Annotated in this window: 16 protein-coding genes and 1 tRNA gene; 13 read left to right on the forward strand and 4 right to left on the reverse strand. The window is 60.0% G+C overall.

Annotated elements, in window-relative coordinates; genetic code table 11:
- Positions 1–66 precede the first annotated feature (66 nt).
- A complete protein-coding gene (locus RDL77_RS21710; RefSeq protein ID WP_223611498.1) occupies positions 67–408 on the reverse strand; it encodes a hypothetical protein in 342 nt (113 codons plus the stop codon).
- Between the two features lie 304 nt (positions 409–712).
- Here RDL77_RS21710 and RDL77_RS21715 point away from each other — a divergent pair, with 304 nt between their 5' ends.
- The 3 genes from RDL77_RS21715 (at position 713) to RDL77_RS21725 (ending at position 4,312) form a co-directional block, all read left to right on the forward strand.
- Complete coding sequence (locus RDL77_RS21715) at positions 713–1,033, forward strand: hypothetical protein (protein ID WP_288194671.1); 321 nt, start codon at positions 713–715, stop codon at positions 1,031–1,033.
- 57 nt (positions 1,034–1,090) lie between these two features.
- On the forward strand, positions 1,091–3,394 hold the full coding sequence (locus tag RDL77_RS21720; RefSeq protein ID WP_288194672.1) for a phosphocholine-specific phospholipase C: 2,304 nt from the start codon (positions 1,091–1,093) through the stop codon (positions 3,392–3,394).
- Between the two features lie 117 nt (positions 3,395–3,511).
- The gene (locus RDL77_RS21725) at positions 3,512–4,312 is read left to right on the forward strand and encodes a DUF1499 domain-containing protein (protein WP_288194673.1); all 801 of its coding nucleotides are present in this window, start codon (positions 3,512–3,514) and stop codon (positions 4,310–4,312) included.
- Here the strand turns inward: RDL77_RS21725 and RDL77_RS21730 are convergent.
- Entirely contained in the window at positions 4,297–5,202 is a 906-nt protein-coding gene (locus tag RDL77_RS21730) for an MBL fold metallo-hydrolase (protein WP_288194674.1), read from the reverse strand. The two genes, RDL77_RS21725 and RDL77_RS21730, sit on opposite strands and share 16 nt — an antisense overlap.
- A 105-nt stretch (positions 5,203–5,307) precedes the next feature.
- Between RDL77_RS21730 and RDL77_RS21735 the strand changes: the two genes are divergently transcribed.
- The 7 genes from RDL77_RS21735 (at position 5,308) to uraH (ending at position 12,200) form a co-directional block, all read left to right on the forward strand.
- On the forward strand, positions 5,308–5,895 hold the full coding sequence (locus tag RDL77_RS21735; RefSeq protein WP_308526419.1) for a biotin transporter BioY: 588 nt from the start codon (positions 5,308–5,310) through the stop codon (positions 5,893–5,895).
- Between the two features lie 33 nt (positions 5,896–5,928).
- The gene (gene puuE, locus RDL77_RS21740; RefSeq protein ID WP_374042776.1) at positions 5,929–6,885 is read left to right on the forward strand and encodes an allantoinase PuuE; all 957 of its coding nucleotides are present in this window, start codon (positions 5,929–5,931) and stop codon (positions 6,883–6,885) included.
- Complete coding sequence (locus RDL77_RS21745; RefSeq protein WP_288194675.1) at positions 6,882–7,382, forward strand: ureidoglycolate lyase; 501 nt, start codon at positions 6,882–6,884, stop codon at positions 7,380–7,382. Before puuE ends, RDL77_RS21745 begins: the two co-directional genes overlap by 4 nt.
- 203 nt (positions 7,383–7,585) lie before the next feature.
- Positions 7,586–9,001, forward strand: coding sequence for a xanthine dehydrogenase small subunit (gene xdhA, locus RDL77_RS21750; protein WP_288194676.1), 1,416 nt, complete (start codon positions 7,586–7,588; stop codon positions 8,999–9,001).
- The gene (gene xdhB / locus RDL77_RS21755) at positions 8,998–11,343 is read left to right on the forward strand and encodes a xanthine dehydrogenase molybdopterin binding subunit (RefSeq protein ID WP_288194677.1); all 2,346 of its coding nucleotides are present in this window, start codon (positions 8,998–9,000) and stop codon (positions 11,341–11,343) included. Before xdhA ends, xdhB begins: the two co-directional genes overlap by 4 nt.
- Positions 11,330–11,833: a 2-oxo-4-hydroxy-4-carboxy-5-ureidoimidazoline decarboxylase gene (gene uraD, locus RDL77_RS21760; RefSeq protein ID WP_223611490.1), complete on the forward strand. Its 504-nt coding sequence runs from the start codon at positions 11,330–11,332 to the stop codon at positions 11,831–11,833. The genes xdhB and uraD overlap by 14 nt, the downstream gene beginning before the upstream one ends.
- Before the next feature lie 10 nt (positions 11,834–11,843).
- Positions 11,844–12,200 (forward strand): hydroxyisourate hydrolase, encoded by a 357-nt coding sequence (gene uraH / locus RDL77_RS21765; RefSeq protein WP_288194678.1) that lies wholly within the window; start codon positions 11,844–11,846, stop codon positions 12,198–12,200.
- 62 nt (positions 12,201–12,262) lie between these two features.
- On the opposite strand, the gene RDL77_RS21770 is transcribed toward uraH, so the two are convergent.
- Complete coding sequence (locus tag RDL77_RS21770) at positions 12,263–13,438, reverse strand: DUF2793 domain-containing protein (protein WP_288194679.1); 1,176 nt, start codon at positions 13,436–13,438, stop codon at positions 12,263–12,265.
- 253 nt (positions 13,439–13,691) lie between these two features.
- Between RDL77_RS21770 and RDL77_RS21775 the strand changes: the two genes are divergently transcribed.
- Both RDL77_RS21775 and RDL77_RS21780 read left to right on the forward strand, forming a co-directional pair.
- Entirely contained in the window at positions 13,692–15,560 is a 1,869-nt protein-coding gene (locus tag RDL77_RS21775; RefSeq protein WP_288194680.1) for a nucleoside-diphosphate sugar epimerase/dehydratase, read from the forward strand.
- An 86-nt stretch (positions 15,561–15,646) separates the two neighbouring features.
- Complete coding sequence (locus RDL77_RS21780; RefSeq protein WP_288194681.1) at positions 15,647–16,570, forward strand: glycosyltransferase; 924 nt, start codon at positions 15,647–15,649, stop codon at positions 16,568–16,570.
- On the opposite strand, the gene RDL77_RS21785 is transcribed toward RDL77_RS21780, so the two are convergent.
- Positions 16,571–17,572 (reverse strand): glycoside hydrolase, encoded by a 1,002-nt coding sequence (locus RDL77_RS21785; protein ID WP_288194682.1) that lies wholly within the window; start codon positions 17,570–17,572, stop codon positions 16,571–16,573. It abuts the gene before it with no gap.
- A 176-nt stretch (positions 17,573–17,748) separates the two neighbouring features.
- Between RDL77_RS21785 and RDL77_RS21790 the strand changes: the two genes are divergently transcribed.
- Positions 17,749–17,823, forward strand: a tRNA-Gln gene (locus RDL77_RS21790).
- Positions 17,824–17,832: the final 9 nt, after the last annotated feature.

The raw sequence follows: 17,832 nt of genomic DNA on the forward strand, positions 1-17,832 counted from the left end.
GGCGAGCTTAGCCAGACTTGCCGGAAAGAGCAAAGCGGCTTCCAAAAGAAAACGTCGCCTGCGTCGTTATTCCGGCCGAAGGCCCTTCATCACGGCCGCATAATCCTTGCCGAGCCGGGTGAGCAGCGTGGTTTCATCATCTTCGGCCGAAACGGTAAGGCTGGTGCCGTCATTGCCGAGCATGACGAAAACGAGCTGGTCGACGGCACCGTCCGACAAGGAAATGGCCGCAATGCGCTGCTGGTCCCCGTCTTCCGGCGCACGAATGTTGAAAACAACCTCCCCGCCGACCAGGGTTGCAGCCTTCTGCAAAACGCCTTCGAAACCGTCGGCAACAATATCCTGTGCGCCAAGCGCCAGTTCGATCTCGACAACTTCAAGCGAAACCGCTTTGCCAGTTTCAGGCATTCTATCCGGCCTCGTCATTTTGCGTTGTAAAAGCGGCTTGCTTGCCCGCCTTCTATCCTGCCCTGAATCACCGGGGCGATGATGTCAGCTATGTGACAGCCGATCTACTCATAAAGTGTAAACGGTTGAGATGGTTCGGTGGTGTGGCCAGTTGCTGGATATTACCGGATTTTGCGCTAAGGTGTCATCAGAGCTTCATACACTGCGGGCATTCATATGCCGTTGCCCATATTGAAACTCAAAAACCGATTTCATTTTTTAGACACTGCATTTTCAGTCACGCATTCATTAACCGGAGGGTATCTTGAAACCTCGATTTTTTCCATTGCTCCCATTGCTCTTCCTCACCGCGTGTTCCGACACTGAACAACCCGACCCAAGTGTCGTCTCAGCATCGACATTTGACGCGGCACAGTTCGACGAACTGAAGAGCCAGATTGCCAGGCTTGCAGATCAGAATTCTGACTTTGCCAAGCGGTTCGGCGACTTTGAGAATAGTCGACAGGAGATCCGTGTTGGCAGTGCTGGGGATGTAGCCGAAATGAAGCGGCTTCAGGATGAGCTCGATCATCTGAAGACCGCTCAAGCCATTCGCTTGCAGCCTGTTGCCGAAGTCTGTCAGTAAGGCGTCAGATCTAAGAAAAACAATTATTTCAATAGTTTATTATTTCAGGAAGTCATTATGGACAGACGTGATTTTATCAAGATGCTCGGTATCGCCAGCGTCAATACCGCCGCCTATGCAGCATGTTCCGCCTATATGCAGGAAGCGCTTGCAAGTTCCACGGTGGTCGAGGACATGCTGAGCGCTTCAGTCCACTGCAAGGAGGGGTCGCTTGCGGACATCGAGCACGTGGTGATCCTGATGCAGGAGAACCGCTCTTTCGACCATTACTTCGGCACACTGCGTGGCGTGAGAGGATTCGGTGATCCTCGGCCTGTGAAATTGAAAAATGGTGAACCGGTCTGGCATCAGGCGCAGTCGGATAGCTCCGCGCAAAAGGTAAAGCCGTATCAACTGCCCAGGGGCACGATGACTGACAACGAAGGCGCAGCCGGTGGCGTATTCCTGGAAGACCCAGCCCATGATTACAAGAGTGGTCTCGCCGCGTGGAACGGCGGCCTCATGGACAAATGGATTCCACAGAAGGGCATTGTGTCGATGGCCCACTATAGCGAAAAAGATATCCCGCTTTATTTCAAGCTGGCCAAAGCCTTCACCATTTGCGACGCCTATTTTTGTTCGCACAATGGAGCTACCGATCCGAACCGCAGTTATTTCTGGACCGGTACGTGCAATGGCAAGACCTCCAATGACTTTTTCAGTGGCAATAAAGCAGCGGACGACGATGCTTCAAGGCCGAACTGGAAGTCTTACCCCGAGAGATTACAAGAGTTAGGGGTTGACTGGAAATTCTATCAGGACGGCCTTACGAAAACAGATGATGCTTTTGCCGGAAACTACGGCGATAACACCCTGGAGTATTTTAAACAGTTCAGGGTGAACAAAACCCGTTTGGGCGACAAGAGTTCGATCTATGACAAAAACCAGACCATAAATTCAATTTTGCGAACAGAGGCGAATACACGGTCACAGTTCGAACAGGACATTATTGACAATAAGCTGCCGGAGGTTTCTTGGATCGTTGCCCCGGAGGCTTTTTCTGAACACCCTAAATATCCTCCGCATTTTGGCGAGTATTATCTGCATGAGATATTGCGTGCGCTTGTTGCCAACAAGGAGGTATGGCACAAGACGGCCTTAATCGTCACCTATGACGAAAATGGCGGCTTTTTCGATCATGTACTGCCACCTGTTCCACCGATAATATTTAATGGCGGCAAAGTATCTAGCGGAATAATATTACCGCCCTCGGAAAAACCACGCAGTTTTGATACTGAATGTTCCGTCGACGGGAATACAGTCATTGGCATGGGTATGCGTGTTCCCACACTGATCATTTCCCCATGGAGCTCAGGTGGACGAGTGTGTTCGGAGGTTTTTGATCATACCTCCGTCATTCGATTTCTCGACGTCTGGCTCAAGGCCAGAGGCAGGCAGCAGAAAGATATGCCTATCTTTCCAAACATTTCGTCGTGGCGGCAGGCCATCGCTGGCGATTTGACGAGCGCGTTTGATTTTGGCCGTGCAGACGTCAAGCCGATGGACGATTTGGTTGATGGAATGCAGCCAGTGAAAGTTTTTTCAAGCCGCGAAAGGGAATTCGCGCGCAATACGATTACTTTTAAACCAACTATTTCCGATGTGAATGCTGACCCTGATAATGGCAAGCCGATTTCGGCAAAGCAGGATCGTGAAGGCTGCGATCTCTTGCCGATTGGTTATGACTTTCAGGTTCTCTGTAGCTTCACAAAAACTACGCCCAAACGGTTCGAGCTCACCTTTAAAAACTACGGCAGACTCGGCGCCGCTTTTACGGTTCTGGCCTATGACCGAAATAATTCGGGCTGGTTCTTCAGTCTCGAGGGAGCCAAATCTGATGTTTCGACTGCTGTCACCCTATCCGATGTTTGGTATTTGAAGGATTCCAAGGCGCCCGGTTGGGGTGAAGGCGATTATTTTTATTTGGTTCACGGCCCCAATGGCTATCTGGCGGAATTCCGAGGTAATGCGGAAAATCCGTTGCAAGCAGCGTTTCCCGATTTTATCGATATAAGTCCGTCGGCTGACGGAAAAATTATGAAATTCGCCTTTGCAATGTGGCCCACGGCCAATGGCAAACTGAAAATGATCAATGCCTATAGCGGTGTGGAAACGGTGATTTCCAATGGCACCAAGCGGGTTGACGTTGTCACAAAGGACGGCTGGTACGATGTTTCCTTCGTCGATGCGGTGAACACGGACAGCAAGTATCTACGCCGCTATGCCGGCCACATTGAAACCGGCAAAATGAGCCGGACCGATCCGGCCATCGGGATGATCTACGACGAGGCAGCGCGGGTCTATATCCCGGCAGTGGTCTAGCGGGCAGGAGCCTTGGCAACGGCAGGCGCCACGAGGCCTGCCGTTCCAATGCTTGTCTCACCGGGGAAATACGGTTAGCTGTTCGTGTCAGTCACAGTGCAGCCATATCGGGATTCCATGCGACACCACATCCGACGCCGCCAATCGATTTCCGCCAAATGGTCGGTGCGGATCGCGTTCCTGTCGGCCATCCTGTTTGTCCTGTCTGGCCTCGGGCACCGCTTCGAGCGGATCGAAACACCCGAGTTTCTCTGGCTGCTCGCCATCGTGGCGGGCCTCGCGGTGCTGGCGCTGCTGCTCGGCATCAAGGGATTCACCAGCCTGTGGCGCCGCGGCGACCGCGGCGGCCCGTCCGCCTTCTGGGGCGCGGTGATCGCGCTGGTGGTCCTCGGGCCGTTTGTCGTGACGGTCTACCAGGCGATGACCCTGCCAGCGATCTATGACGTGTCGACCGATGTCACCGAGCCTCCGGCGCTGTTTGCCCTGGCCGGTCAACGGACGGACCGCATGAACCCGCTGGTCAACGATCCGCACAGCCGCGCCCTGCAGGCCAAGGCCTATCCCGAAGTGACGGGCCGGCGCTACGAAGGCTCGCCGGACCGCATTCTCGATGCCGCCGTGACGGTGATCACCAACAATGGCTGGACCATCATCGATCAGAAGGGCGTGCCCGGCGACGACGAGGAAATACTGATGGAAGTCGTGGCGCGGACCTGGCTGCTGGGCTTCACCAGCGACGTCGTCATCCGCCTGAGCGACGAGGGCGAGACCACCTATGTCGATATGCGGTCGGTCTCGCGCTACGGCATTCACGATCTCGGCGAAAATGCCGGCCGCATCGCCCAGTTCATGACTGACCTCGATGCGCAGGTGCAGAATGCGCAGCCGGAGGAAGACACCACTCAGCCGGCCCAGTAGGTGCCGTCGATGGAGGGGTTGCCTTCCGTGTGCACCTTGCCGCGGGCAACGAGATCTTCCAGATGGGCAAGCACCGACAGCCCTGCCGCGCCGTGCAGGCGCGGGTCGGTTTCCCTGTAGATGACCTTGACCATGGCGGCGATCGTGCGGTCGCCCAGCTTGACCCGTTCGAACACCGCACGCTCGCGCATCTTGCGGTGGGCTTTCAGGCCGCGCACGAAGGTTTTCGGCTTGGTCACCGCACCGCCATGGCCGGGAAGATAGACCCGGTCATGCCGCTCAAGGAGCCGGTCGAGCGAAGCCATGTAGTCCGACATCGAGCCGTCGGGCGGCGCCACGATGGATGTGGCCCAGGCCATCACATGGTCGGCGGAAAACAGGATGTCCGTTCCCTCAAGCCCGAACACCACATGGTTGGCCGTGTGGCCGGGCGTATGAATGGTGCGCAGGGCCCAGCCATCGCCTGCAATGACCGAATTGTCGGCAGCGGCAATATCGGGCACGAAATCATAGTCGCCGCTGGCATCGAGCAGGTTGACCTCGCCGATATGCAGCGGCCGGGCAGGGCGGTGCGGGCCTTCCGCCACCAGCGTCGCGCCAAGCTCGGCTTTCAAAACCGTTGCGAGCGGCGAATGGTCCCGGTGCGTATGGCTGACAAAGATATGGCTGACCGGTCGCCCGGCGATGGCGCGCAGCAATGCCGCGTGGTGGGCATCGTCAACCGGACCCGGATCGATCAGCGCCAGCGTATCGCGGCCGATCAGATAACTGTTGGTGCCGAAAAAGGTGAAGGGGCTGGGATTGTTGACCGTGATGCGCTTGATATCAGGCGCAATCTCGACGGCTTCGCCATAATGTGGCGCAAAAGAACTGTCGAAAACGAGGGACATGGGGGTGTGCGGACCTTGTGTATGGCCTTGCGCATATTGCGCTGCGGCGTCATCCCCAATATACCCTTTTCAACGCATGGCGAAAGCCGATCCGGAGGATAGAACATGATTGCTGCCCAGACCCGTTCCCTTGCTGAAACCTTCCAGCCGGAAGGCCAGCTTGCCAAAGCCGTATGGTTTGTCTCGCTTGCCCTTGTCGGCACGGCGTTGATGACCCTTGCGGCGAAGACCAAGATCGACATGGTTTTCGTCAATGTCACCATGCAGACCTTCGCCGTTTTCGCCATTGCCGCCGCCTATGGCTCGCGCCTGGCCGTGGCCACCATGGCGCTTTACCTGCTCGAAGGTGCGCTCGGCATGCCGGTTTTCACCGGAACGCCGGAAAAGGGCATCGGCCTTGCCTATATGGTCGGCACCACGGGCGGCTACCTCGTCGCCTATCTCGCCGCAGCCTGGGTTGTCGGTCTTGCCGCTGACAAGGGCTTTGCCCGCAACCCCGTTGTCATGGGTGTTGCCATGCTCGCCGGTGAGGCGATCATCCTCAGCCTCGGCTTCCTCTGGATGGCTTACCTGCTCGGCTTCGAGAAGGCTTTTGCCTTCGGCGTCGGCCCGTTCATCGTTGCCGATATCCTGAAGCTGGCGCTGGCAGCCGCCATTGTCCCGGCCGTCGGCTCGCTGCTCAAGCGCCGCTGATTCCTGCTCTTTGCACCCCCTCTGTCCTGCCGGATGGAGGGGGTGCCGCATTGTCTGTTGGAGAGGCACTCCGTGTCCGATTACCCCCGCGATCTCATCGGCTTCGGCCGCAATACCCCAGACCCGAAATGGCCGGGCCATGCCCGCATCGCCGTGCAGTTCGTGATCAATTACGAGGAGGGTGGCGAAAGCTGCATTCTCGACAACGATCCGGCGTCGGAAAACCTGCTCTCGGAAATCGTCGGTGCGGCGGCGTGGCCGGGACAGCGCAATCTCAACATGGAATCCATCTACGAATACGGCTCCCGTGCCGGCTTCTGGCGGCTGTGGCGCATCTTTACCCGCCGCAACCTGCCGGTCACGGTCTATGGCGTGACGCTGGCCATGGCGCGCAACCCGGAAGCGGTGGCCGCCATGCAGGAAGCCGATTGGGAAATCGCCAGCCACGGCCTGCGCTGGCTGGAGTACAAGGATTTTCCGGAAGACATCGAGCGCCAGCACATCCTTGAAGCCGTGCGGCTGCACACCGAAATCACCGGCGCGCGCCCGCTTGGCATCTATCAGGGCAAGCCCTCGGACAACACGCTGAAGATCGTCATGGAAGAGGGCGGTTTCGTCTATTCGGCCGACAGCTATGCCGATGAACTGCCCTATTGGGTGAAAGGGCCGAAGGGTCCGCATCTGATTGTTCCCTATACGCTCGATGCCAACGACATGCGGTTTGCCACGCCGCAGGGTTTCAACACCGGCGACCAGTTTTTCACCTATCTCAAGGACACGTTCGACGTGCTCTACCGGGAAGGGCAGGAAGGTGCGGCCAAGATGATGTCCGTCGGCCTGCATTGCCGTCTTGTCGGGCGGCCCGGACGGGCGGCGGCGCTGGAGCGGTTCCTGGATTATGTGCAGGGGCACGAGGCTGCCTGGGTGACGCGCCGCATCGATATCGCGCGCCACTGGCACGAGCATCATCGCCCGGACAGTGCCGTATGACCATCTCTCTGCTTGCCGTCCAGCCGCTGACCCGCGCGGCGTTCGAACCCTTTGGCGATGTGATCGAAACCGAGGGTGCCGACGTACGCCTGATCAACAATGGCACCACGCAGCGTTTTCACGATCTGGCCCATGTCGATGTGACCGGGGCGGAGGCGCGGGTTCTGATCAATATTTTTCGCGGACAGGCTTTCGCCCCGCCCATCGACATCGCGATGCTCGAGCGCCATCCCCTCGGCAGCCAGGCATTCTATCCGCTGCAGGACCGGCCATTTCTTATCGTTGTGGCCGAAGACGATGCGGGCCGTCCGGGTCAGCTGAGGGCGTTCCTGGCGCAGGGCAATCAGGGCGTCAATTACGGCCGCAATGTCTGGCATCACCCGCTGATTTCGCTGGAAGCGGCGTCGGATTTCCTCGTGGTCGATCGCGGCGGTGCAGGGGACAATCTTGAAGAGTTTTTCTTCGGGGATGTGGTTTATCGGATCGAAACGGTCTGAATCGCAGAGTGGCGGTGCGTGGTTCGACAAGCTCACCATGAGGGAGAGCGAGGATTGCAGGAAGTCATATTCTGCAATGCTTGCGATTGGCATTGTAGCCAAACCACTTCCCTCATGGTGAGCTTGTCGAACCACGCACCACGACGCCACGAACTTCCCTCTGCCCCTTGACGCTTCATCGCTGCCGGATGAAGCTGTGCACCATGTCACAAACGATCAAATTTTTTCTCAATGGTCAAAAACAGCTGGCGTCGGTCCGGCCGGATATGACGGTGCTCGATTGGCTGCGCAGCGCGCCACGGCTGACGGGAACCAAGGAAGGTTGCGCCGAGGGCGACTGCGGCGCCTGCTCGGTGCTGATCGGCGATCCCTCTGGTGATTCGGTGCGCTATCACGCTGCCAACAGCTGCATTCTCGCCATGGGTCAGCTCGATGGGCGGGCGATGGTCACCGTCGAAGGCCTGAAAACCGAAATCCTGCACCCCGTACAGGCGGCAATGGCGGAAAACGGCTCGTCGCAGTGCGGCTTCTGCACGCCGGGCATCGTCATTTCGCTGGCCGGTCTTGCCGCCAGCACGGCACATCCCGATGACCACGAAATCCACGATGCGCTGGCGGGCAATCTCTGCCGTTGCACCGGCTACCGCCCCATCGTTGAAGCCGCCCGCAAGGTGGCAGGCGCTGGCGGCGCCCCGATACCGGGCCTTGAGGTGACGGCATTCGCCGAGATGGAGCCGCAAAAGGCGGTGTCGGCCGATGGTTCGACCTTCCACCAGCCGCAAACGCTGGCGGACCTTTTGCAACTGCGCAAGGACAGACCGGATGCCCTGCTGCTCGGCGGCGGTACCGATCTCGGCGTGGCGCTGGCCGATTATCATACGGATTGGGACGAGGTCATTTCGCTGGCGCATGTGCGGGAAATGCGGGCCATCGGCGAGACGGACAATCACCTGAGTTTCGGCGCTGCCGTGACCTGGGAGGAGGTGCTTGCGCGCGTCGCCGGTTCCTATCCGTCCTTTGCCACGCTTATTCGCCGTTTCGGCTCGACCCAGATCCGCTCCATGGGAACCATTGGCGGCAATATCGGCACCGCAAGTCCCATCGGCGACGGCCCGCCTGCTTTGATCGCGCTGGGTGCCGATGTGGAATTGGCCTCGCTCAACGGCCGCCGGTTCATGGCGCTGGAGGATTTCTTCCTCGACTATCGCAAGACGGAGCTGCGGGCCGACGAAGTGATCGCATCGGTCTCCATTCCCAAGCCGAAGCCGGGGCAGGATTTTCGCGTCTACAAGATTTCCAAACGCTACGATCAGGATATCTCGACGGTCTGCGCCGCCTTTTCCGTCACCCGCGAGGATGGTCAGGTCCGCAGCGCGCGCATCGCCTTCGGCGGCATGGCGGCAACACCGCGCCGGGCGGTGGCAGCAGAGCAGGCGCTGGTCGGCACGCAGTTCGATGCGAAAGCGGTCGAAGCCTGCGCGGCGGCGATCACCGCTACGTTCAAGCCGCTCGACGACTGGCGCGGCAGCGCGGATTACCGCCTGCAGGTGGCAGCCAATCTGGTTGAACGGTTCTGGCGGGATGTCTCCGGCGAGACCGTGGAAGTGATGGCGCTATGACCGACAACACGCCCCATACTGTCCAGCGCAGCATCGTCGGCAAGGGCATTGCCCATGATTCCGCCGCACGCCACGTGGCGGGCGAGGCGAACTACATCGACGACATGCCCGAACTGCCGGGCACGCTGCATGCGGCCTTTGTCCTTTCGCCTGTCGCCCACGGGCGGCTGAAATCCATCGATCCGGCGCAGGCGCTGGCCATGGAGGGCGTGGCCGGTGTCTGGTGGGCCAGGGATGTGCCCGGCCACAACGAGGTCGGTCCGATCCTCCATGGCGAAACGCTGTTCGCCGAGGATATCGTCGATCATGAAGGGCGGGTCATCGCCGTCGTTGCCGCCCGCGATTTCGAAACAGCCTATCGCGCCGCGAAGAAGGTCAAGGTCGACATCGAACCGCTGGAGCCGGTGCTGGATATCGAGGAGGCCCACCGGCGCAGGAGCTATGTTCTGCCGCCGCAGGAAGTCATCGACGGCGATGCGGCCACGGCGATTGCCGGTGCACCACATATTCTGTCCGGCACGCTGCATATGGGCGGACAGGATCACTTTTATCTGGAAACCCAGATTGCCTATGCCATTCCCGGTGAAAATGGCGAGATGCTGGTGCACTCCTCGACGCAGCATCCGACTGAGGTGCAGCACCATGTGGCGCTGATCCTCGGCCTGCATGCCAATGCGGTGGAATGCCAGGTGCGGCGCATGGGCGGCGGTTTCGGCGGCAAGGAAAGCCAGGCGACGATCATCGCCGGGGCGGCGGCACTGGTGGCTGCCAAGACGGGAAAGCCGTGCAAGCTGCGGCTGAAACGCCGCGACGACATGGCGGGAACCGGCAAGCGGCACGATTATGTGGCCAACTGGAAAGTCGGTGTCGATTCACGCGGCCGCATTCGCGGGCTGGATGTGGAATATCTCGCCCGCGCCGGAAACCTGCCTGACCTCACCGGCCCTGTCATCACCCGCACGCTGACGCATACGGACAATGCCTACCATATTCCCCATGCCCGGTTCATCGGCCATGCCTGCAAGACCAATACGGTTTCCAACACCGCCTTCCGGGGATTCGGCGGGCCGCAGGGCATCCTGACCATCGAGAACATCATCGATACCATCGCGCGGGAACTGCAGCTCGATCCCAACAATGTGCGCGCCATCAACTATTACGGCGATGAAACTGGCGCAGTGACGCCCTATGGCCAGCCGGTGGAAGACAACCGGCTGATTGAAGTGACCGAAGCGGTGCTGGCCTCGGCCGACTGGCGCCAGCGGCGCGCCGAGATCGATGCGCATAACGCTGCCAATCCGGTCATCCGCCGGGGGCTGGCGATGATGCCGGTCAAGTTCGGTATTTCCTTCAACCTGACCTCGCTCAATCAGGCCGGTGCGCTGGTGCATGTCTACCTCGACGGTTCGATTTTCCTCAACCACGGCGGCACGGAAATGGGGCAGGGCCTGTTCGTCAAGGTGGCGCAGGTCGTGGCGGAAGTCTTCCAGGTCGAGCTCGACATGGTGCGCATCTCCTCCACCGCGACGGGTAAGGTGCCTAACACCAGCGCCACGGCCGCATCGACCGGCTCCGATCTTAACGGCATGGCGGCCTTCAAGGCGGCCACGGCGATCAAGGCGCGCATGACAGCCGTTGCCGCCGAACATTTCGGCGTGCAGGAAGGGACGATCGTCTACCGTGAAGGCCGTGTTCACGCCGACAACGAATCCATATCCTTCGGCGAGCTGGCCAAGATGGCCTGGCTCAAGCGGGTGCAGCTGTCGGAAGCCGGGCACTATGCCACGCCGAAAATCCATTGGGACGGCAAGGCGATGAAGGGCCGGCCCTTCTTCTATTTCACCTATGGCGCGGCGGTGACGGAAGTGGCCGTCGATACGCTGACCGGCGAGACGCGCTGCCTGCGCGCCGATATCCTGCAGGATGTCGGCTCGCCGCTGAACCCGGCGATTGATCTCGGCCAGATCGAGGGCGCCTTTGTCCAGGGCATGGGGTGGCTGACCTGCGAGGAACTCTGGTGGGACAAGACGGGCAGGCTGCGCACCGTCGGGCCGTCCACCTACAAGATTCCCGGATCGCGCGATGTCCCGCCGGAATTCAATGTGCGCATTCTCGACAACGCGCCCAACCGTGAGGAAACGGTGTTTCGTTCCAAGGCCATCGGCGAGCCGCCGCTGATGCTCGGCGTCTCCGTCTGGCTCGCTATCCGTGATGCCATTGCCTCGCTGGCGCAGGGTGCCGTCGCTCCCCGGCTCGATGCGCCAGCGACGCCCGAAAACGTGCTGCGTGCGGTGAACGCACTGAAACAACGCGTGAAGAAAGATGCCGATGACTCTCGATGAACTGAACGATGCCGCGCCTGAAACCTTCGTCAAGGCGCTGGGCGGTATTTTCGAGCATTCGCCGTGGGTTGCGGAAGCCGTGGTGCCGCTGCGGCCCTTCGCCAGTGTGGAACTCCTGCACGCGGCCATGGCCGGTGCCGTCGACAAGGCCGGGCAGGTGGCGCAGCTTGGCCTCATCCGTGCCCACCCGGACCTTGCAGGCAAGGCGGCCCGCCAGGGCAGCCTGACGGTGCACTCGACCAGCGAACAGAAGGGCGCCGGGCTTGACCGGCTGACGGATGGCGAATTCGACGAATTTCACCGGTTGAATGACGGCTATCAGCGGCGGTTCGGCTTTCCGTTCATTCTCGCCGTGCGCGGCCATGACAAGCATTCCATCCTGGCGGCATTCAGGACGCGGTTGCAGAACAATGCCGGCGAGGAGGTGGCCGAAGCCCTGCGCCAGATTGCCCTGATCGCCCGGTTCCGACTCGACGATCTGCTAGCCTGAGAGGTCATCCATGGGAAAACTGTCCACACATGTGCTGGATACGGCGGCCGGGTGCCCTGCCGCAGGCATGACGCTGAAACTGCATCGGATCGATGCGGATGAGATCAGGCATCTGCTCAAAACGACGGTCACCAATGCCGATGGCCGTACCGATGCGCTGCTGTTGCCGCCCGGCGAAATGGCGGTCGGGCGCTACGAACTCAGCTTCTTTGTCGAGGCATATTTTCGGGCAAAGGGCGCTGCTTTGGCGGAACCTGCCTTTCTCGACGTGGTGCCCATCCGTTTTGCCATCGCGGATGTGGAGGCGAATTACCACGTGCCGCTCTTGGTGACGCCATGGTCCTACTCAACCTATCGCGGCAGCTGAGGAAAGTTTTGCAGTGCAGTGGTGAGCTTGTCGAACCACGCACGATAAAAAACCAGTGCCGCTCATCCGTAAATCCCGATCACATTGAATCGCCTGCGCTCGTCAGCTTTGAAGATGAGCAGATTGCCGGATGATACCGGTGAAGCGACGGGGCATGGGATTGTCACATCCCCGCCCGCACCGTTGCCCAGCAACACCCCATCCTGCGGGAAGGCCCCGCCGAGCTGCTTTTGCATGAGCGGCGAGATATCGAGAGCGATGGTCTGATTGGCCGGATCGGCCGTCTGGATCGCATCGCCCGCGACCCATGGCCGGATATGGGCGGGATCGCTGACCTGCAGCTGATCGCCAGCGGTATCCCATTTCGCCCAGGCCGACTGGGCCGGCGATTTGCTGGTGTTCCAGATGCGGACCATCGCCACGCCGCGCATGCCCGTGGCAAAGATGCCCGCCGCCGCCTTGCCTTTGAGGGAAAGCAGGTCGGCGGAGACGGACGCACAGACAGCGCTGCCGGCGGCGGGTTCGAGAACGGCGGGACCGCCGCCATCGGGCAGGAAAATCAGCCCGGACAGTTTCTTGCCCGTCCTTGGCTGGACGATGCCACCGGGAAACTGCACGGCCCCGGTTCTGCTGTCGGCAAGCAGGATATCCCGCCAGTCCTTGCCGTCGATGCTGGCCTTGATGGAAAAATCCCGGTTCCAGATCGTGCCGATCTCGACGCGGCCCTGATAGGCCGACTGAAAAAGAATGGATGCGAGCTGCTGGTCGCCTGCCTTGTTGATTTTCAGCTGATGCCCGCTGCCCGCATGGTCGAACAGCGAGGCGGGACTCTTCACGCTCAGGCGGTTCGTGTCATCCGCCTGCGTTTGGATGCCGACGCGGTCGACGGGATTTGTTGCCGGACGGAAATCGGTCCACTGTCCCTGATTGAAAATTGCGAGGCAGTTCTCGGCAGCAATCCATGCGCGCCATCCGTCCCGCGGCTGGAGGAATGCCCACGCGCCATCCTGCCACGCCGCGATTTGCCCGTCCTTGCCGCCCCACGCACCGGACGCGCCGGATGCGATGCAATACCGGTTGCCTTCCCGCGGCTCGGCCGGCGGCTCGTTGAGTGTTCTGCTGACCACGCAAAGCTGCACCAGGGCATCCAGTGCCCGGATGGCCTCATTATGGGTGACATGCTTCTGGGCTTGCGATGGTGCGATGTAGGGGAGCTGAAGGTTCGGTGTCTGGTCCATGGGGCGTTGTTCCATCGTTGGAAAAAAGCCAAGGATAAACGCTGCCAGTCTGTGTTGGATAAAGTGGCTGAAAGGACAACCGCCAATTGACCGCCAGACGATGATTGCATTTATGTAACCCTATGTTACTGGTCTTGAAACTATTGGGGAATCTAAGGATGAGCATCTCCATCTCACAAATGCCTCAAATTGGACTTTAAGGAAAATTGCAGTTTCTCATGTCACCCAGGCATTCCGTAAGCACCGAGGATCAATGAAATTGGAAAATTTTCGGCAACGCATCGCCATGATGCCGCGTCGTTATAAGCAGGTGCTCCTTGTCAGCTTCGACATGGTGGTGCTGACATTTGCGGCCTGGTTCAGCTACGTGCTGCGGTTCAACACCCTGTTTATGCCCAATACCGAGCAGGCGATGCTGATGATCGCTGCCCCTCTGATCGCATCGCCGGTGTTTATCCGGTTTGGCCTTTACCGGGCGGTTATTCGCTATCTGCCCGACAAAGCCATCTGGACGATGATGCAGGCGGTGACCTTTTCGGTGATCATCTGGGTGGTTGTCGCGTTTCTGACCCAGATGACCGGTGCCGAAGGCGTGCCGCGCGCCGTCCCCTTTTTGTATTGGGTCCTCGCCGTTGTCCTGATCTGCGGCAGCCGCTTTGCGGCCAAATGGCTGCTGTGGAGCCCGATTCGCGAAAAACTCCTGGCCCGGCAGTGCCTGATATTCGGCGCCGGCGATGCGGGGCGGCAGCTGGCCAATGCGCTGCGCAGCCAGAACGAGGTTTTCGTCGCCGGTTTCATCGATGACGATGCCACGCTGCATGGCATGGACATCCTCGGCATCCGCGTCTACCCGACCGCACAGATCGAAGATCTCATCGATAATTTCGGCATCAACGAAATGATCGTGACCACCTCGTCCCTGAGCGGCAATCAGCGCCGTTTGCTGATGGGCAAGCTCAAGTCGCTCAATGTCAAGGTGCGCATCCTGCCGGCGATTTCCGACCTGACGGCCGGAAAATACATTGTCAGCCATCTGCGCGATATCGATATCGATGATCTCCTGGGGCGCTCGCCGGTGCCGGCCCACCCCGACCTTCTCGACAAGACGGTGGAAAACCGTGTCATCCTGGTGACCGGTGCCGGCGGATCCATCGGTTCGGAACTCTGCCGGACGATCGTCAAGCTGGCCCCGGCCAAACTCGTGCTGTTCGATGTGAACGAGCACAGCATCTATCAGCTTCACCGCGAACTCGCCGGTATCAGCGATTGCGTTCTGGTGCCTGTCCTTGGCTCGATCAGCGATGGCCCGCTGCTCAAGGTGGTGCTCGATCAGCACAAGGTGGAGAACGTCTACCATTGCGCCGCCTACAAGCATGTGCCGCTGGTCGAGGAAAACGTCGTCGAAGGCGCGCGCAACAATGTCATCGGCACCGATGTTCTGGCAGCCGTGGCCCGCGAGGCGGGTGTCCGCAATTTTGTCCTCATCTCGTCGGATAAGGCAGTGCGTCCATCCAATGTCATGGGTGCAACCAAGCGTTGGGCCGAGCTGATCGTGCGCTACCATGGCGACGTGGCGAAGACGCGCGGCACCGGCCAGATATTCACCTGCGTCCGCTTCGGCAATGTCATCGGTTCCAGCGGTTCTGTCGTTCCGCTGTTCCGCGAGCAGATCGCCCATGGCGGTCCGCTGACGGTGACCCATGACGAGATGACCCGCTATTTCATGTCCGTCCGCGAGGCGGCGGAACTGATCATCCAGGCCGGTGCATTGTCTGAGGGCGGCGACATTCTGCTTCTGGAAATGGGCGACGCCGTGCGTATCCGTGATCTCGCTGAAAACATGATTCTCCTGGCGGGGCTGTCGGTGAAGGATGCCAAAAACCCCCACGGCGACATCGAGGTCGTCACGATCGGTATCCGCGACGGCGAAAAGCTGCATGAGGAACTCTTCTACGATCCGACGGGTGTTTCGACGACGAGCCATTCCAAGATTCTGCGCGCCAAACGGCGGGTGGCGCCGGTCGATCATCTGCCTGCAGCGGTCGACGAGCTGCGCGGGCTGATCGCGCAACAAAACCCGGATGCCGTGCGGGCCCTGCTTTTCGAGAACGCCGTCAGTTAACACGGGACCTCAATCTCGGCCAGATTCCCGTGCAGAAACAGCTGCACTGGTTTCACCGAAACAGACACGAAGCGGGATAGCGGTTGTTGAAAAGGGCTCCATCATCAGGAACGGTTGCCGTCCTCCTGGAAACCTTCAATGGTGCCGCATGTCTCGACGCGCAATTGGCCTCCATCGCCGCGCAAACCTATCCCGATATCGATCTGTGGGTCTCGGACGATGGATCGACGGACGGCAGCCGGGCGATCCTGCAGCAATGGGCACGGCGCTGGACCAAGGGCCGGGTGACCCTGCTACACGGCGCCGGTGAAGGGCGAAGCGAAAACTTCCGGTCGCTGATCACCAATCCGGCCATCCAGGCGGAATATTATGCCTTTGCTGATCAGGCCGATATCTGGGAGCCGGAAAAGCTTGCCGCCTCCATCCGCTGGATCGAGCACAATGCTTTTGCCGTGCCATCCCTCTTCTGTTCGCGGACGCTTACCATTGCTGAAAATGGCGCCATCGTCGGTTCGTCGCCGCTTTATGCGCGCCCGGCGGAATTCCGCAATGCACTGGTCCAGAACATCGCCGCGGGCAGCACGATGCTTTTCAACCGCAAGGCGCATGATCTTCTCGCGGCGTCGTGCCGGACGACACAATTTTCCAGCCATGACTGGTGGTTGTATCTGATTGTCTCCGGCGCCGGTGGCGTGGTGCATTTTGACCCGCAGCCGTTGGTGCGGCACCGCCAGCCCAGCCGTGGCGAGGGCTGGCAGGGGCATCTGGCTGCCTTGCGCGCCCGCTTCGCCGTCCGGTTTGCCGATCGGGCCGATCTCAACATCCAGGGGCTGGTGCGCAACCGGGATCTGCTGACCGCCGAAGCACAGGCGACTTGCGATCTCTACTGGAAGGTGCGATCCGACAACGTCATCCGGCGCATTCTCGCCCTGCATCAGTCGGGCGTTTACCGGCAGACCCTCCCGGGCCAGATCGGGCTTTATCTCGCCGCCATCTTCCGCAGGCTCTGATCAGGCCACTGTCCGTCTGCGAAAGCGCAGCAGCACGGCGCAAACGCATACAACCGCCACCACAATACCGGTCAGGCGGACCGGAATGCTGGTGGAACTCGCGGCAAATGCGCAGATGCCCAGAACGACATTCAGTGCAGCCACGGTCAGCACCACCTGCCACACGCTCCATCCCGCACGTTTGGCAACCTGATAGGCATGTTTGGAATGGGCGGCGAAAATATTGTCGCCCTCGAGCAGGCGCTTGATCAGCGTCGTCGTGGCATCGGCAATGAAAAACAGCGGCAGGATCAGTCCGGTGGCAATGCGCATGTCGTGGGCGACCATGAAAAAGGCGAGGCCGCACAGCAGCCCCAGCGGCAGGCTGCCGGAATCGCCGAGAAAAACCGTGGCCTTGGGGCGATTGAACAGGGCAAAGCCGCAGAGCCCCCCGGCTATGGCCGCTGCGATGCTGCCGCTGGCCATGCCCGCCAGGCCGAAGGCCGCGAACCCCGCGAGAAAGGCAAGCGGAATGCCCATTCCGGACACGACCATCAGGTCGAGGCCGTCCATGAAATTGGTCAGGTTGATGAAATAGACCAGCGCCAGAACAAGCAGGCCCCGCTCAAGCAGGACCGGGAAAAAATCCGGCAGCAGGCGAAAATCCGGCCCGAGGCCGTAAACGCAAAGGCAGGCGGCGATCAACTGCGCGACGATCCGGATGCTTTCCGGCAGGTGATGCCGGTCGTCGAGCATCCCCGCGATCCAGAGGATCAGCGCAGCGATGGACGCGGTGACGAGAAAGCGCTGGTCGAGACCCATCCGCGCGCCGAACAGCCAGAGGAGCGCCACGACCACCGGCACGATGGCAAGGCCGCCAAGCTGGCGTGCAGGCTGGGTGTGGTTTGAGCGTTCATTGATTCCCGCGGCCAGGAAATGGCTGGGCAGCAACCGGATGAGAACGGCAAGAAACACGGCGCTGGCAATGGCGGCAAGGACAAAGACGGTGAGGATCGGCGACAAGGCAGCGGCACCCTTAATCTGGAGCTTGGCGGATTGTTCACACCCTTGTCATGAAAATAATGCCGAAACAATTGTGAAAGAGCGACAAACTGGGCAATCATTCACGTTGCGCAAGCTGGAACCAGAGGTTATAAGGCCGCGCTGTCCTGCGGTGCAATGCACCCGCATCGGCATTTTGGGGCGTAGCCAAGTGGTAAGGCAGCGGTTTTTGGTACCGCCATTCCCTGGTTCGAATCCAGGCGCCCCAGCCATGTCACAGC

Origin of the sequence: uncultured Phyllobacterium sp. (assembly GCF_902479695.1) — a bacterium.
Lineage (GTDB): Bacteria > Pseudomonadota > Alphaproteobacteria > Rhizobiales > Rhizobiaceae > Phyllobacterium > Phyllobacterium calauticae.

Coding starts and splice junctions, on each gene's coding strand:
- RDL77_RS21710 (WP_223611498.1), bottom strand. CDS start 408: ATGCCTGAAACTGGCAAAGCGGTTTCGCTTGAAGTTGTCGAGATCGAA.
- RDL77_RS21720 (WP_288194672.1), top strand. CDS start 1,091: ATGGACAGACGTGATTTTATCAAGATGCTCGGTATCGCCAGCGTCAAT.
- RDL77_RS21725 (WP_288194673.1), top strand. CDS start 3,512: ATGCGACACCACATCCGACGCCGCCAATCGATTTCCGCCAAATGGTCG.
- RDL77_RS21730 (WP_288194674.1), bottom strand. CDS start 5,202: ATGTCCCTCGTTTTCGACAGTTCTTTTGCGCCACATTATGGCGAAGCC.
- RDL77_RS21735 (WP_308526419.1), top strand. CDS start 5,308: ATGATTGCTGCCCAGACCCGTTCCCTTGCTGAAACCTTCCAGCCGGAA.
- puuE (WP_374042776.1), top strand. CDS start 5,929: ATGGAGGGGGTGCCGCATTGTCTGTTGGAGAGGCACTCCGTGTCCGAT.
- RDL77_RS21745 (WP_288194675.1), top strand. CDS start 6,882: ATGACCATCTCTCTGCTTGCCGTCCAGCCGCTGACCCGCGCGGCGTTC.
- xdhA (WP_288194676.1), top strand. CDS start 7,586: ATGTCACAAACGATCAAATTTTTTCTCAATGGTCAAAAACAGCTGGCG.
- xdhB (WP_288194677.1), top strand. CDS start 8,998: ATGACCGACAACACGCCCCATACTGTCCAGCGCAGCATCGTCGGCAAG.
- uraD (WP_223611490.1), top strand. CDS start 11,330: ATGACTCTCGATGAACTGAACGATGCCGCGCCTGAAACCTTCGTCAAG.
- uraH (WP_288194678.1), top strand. CDS start 11,844: ATGGGAAAACTGTCCACACATGTGCTGGATACGGCGGCCGGGTGCCCT.
- RDL77_RS21770 (WP_288194679.1), bottom strand. CDS start 13,438: ATGGACCAGACACCGAACCTTCAGCTCCCCTACATCGCACCATCGCAA.
- RDL77_RS21775 (WP_288194680.1), top strand. CDS start 13,692: ATGAAATTGGAAAATTTTCGGCAACGCATCGCCATGATGCCGCGTCGT.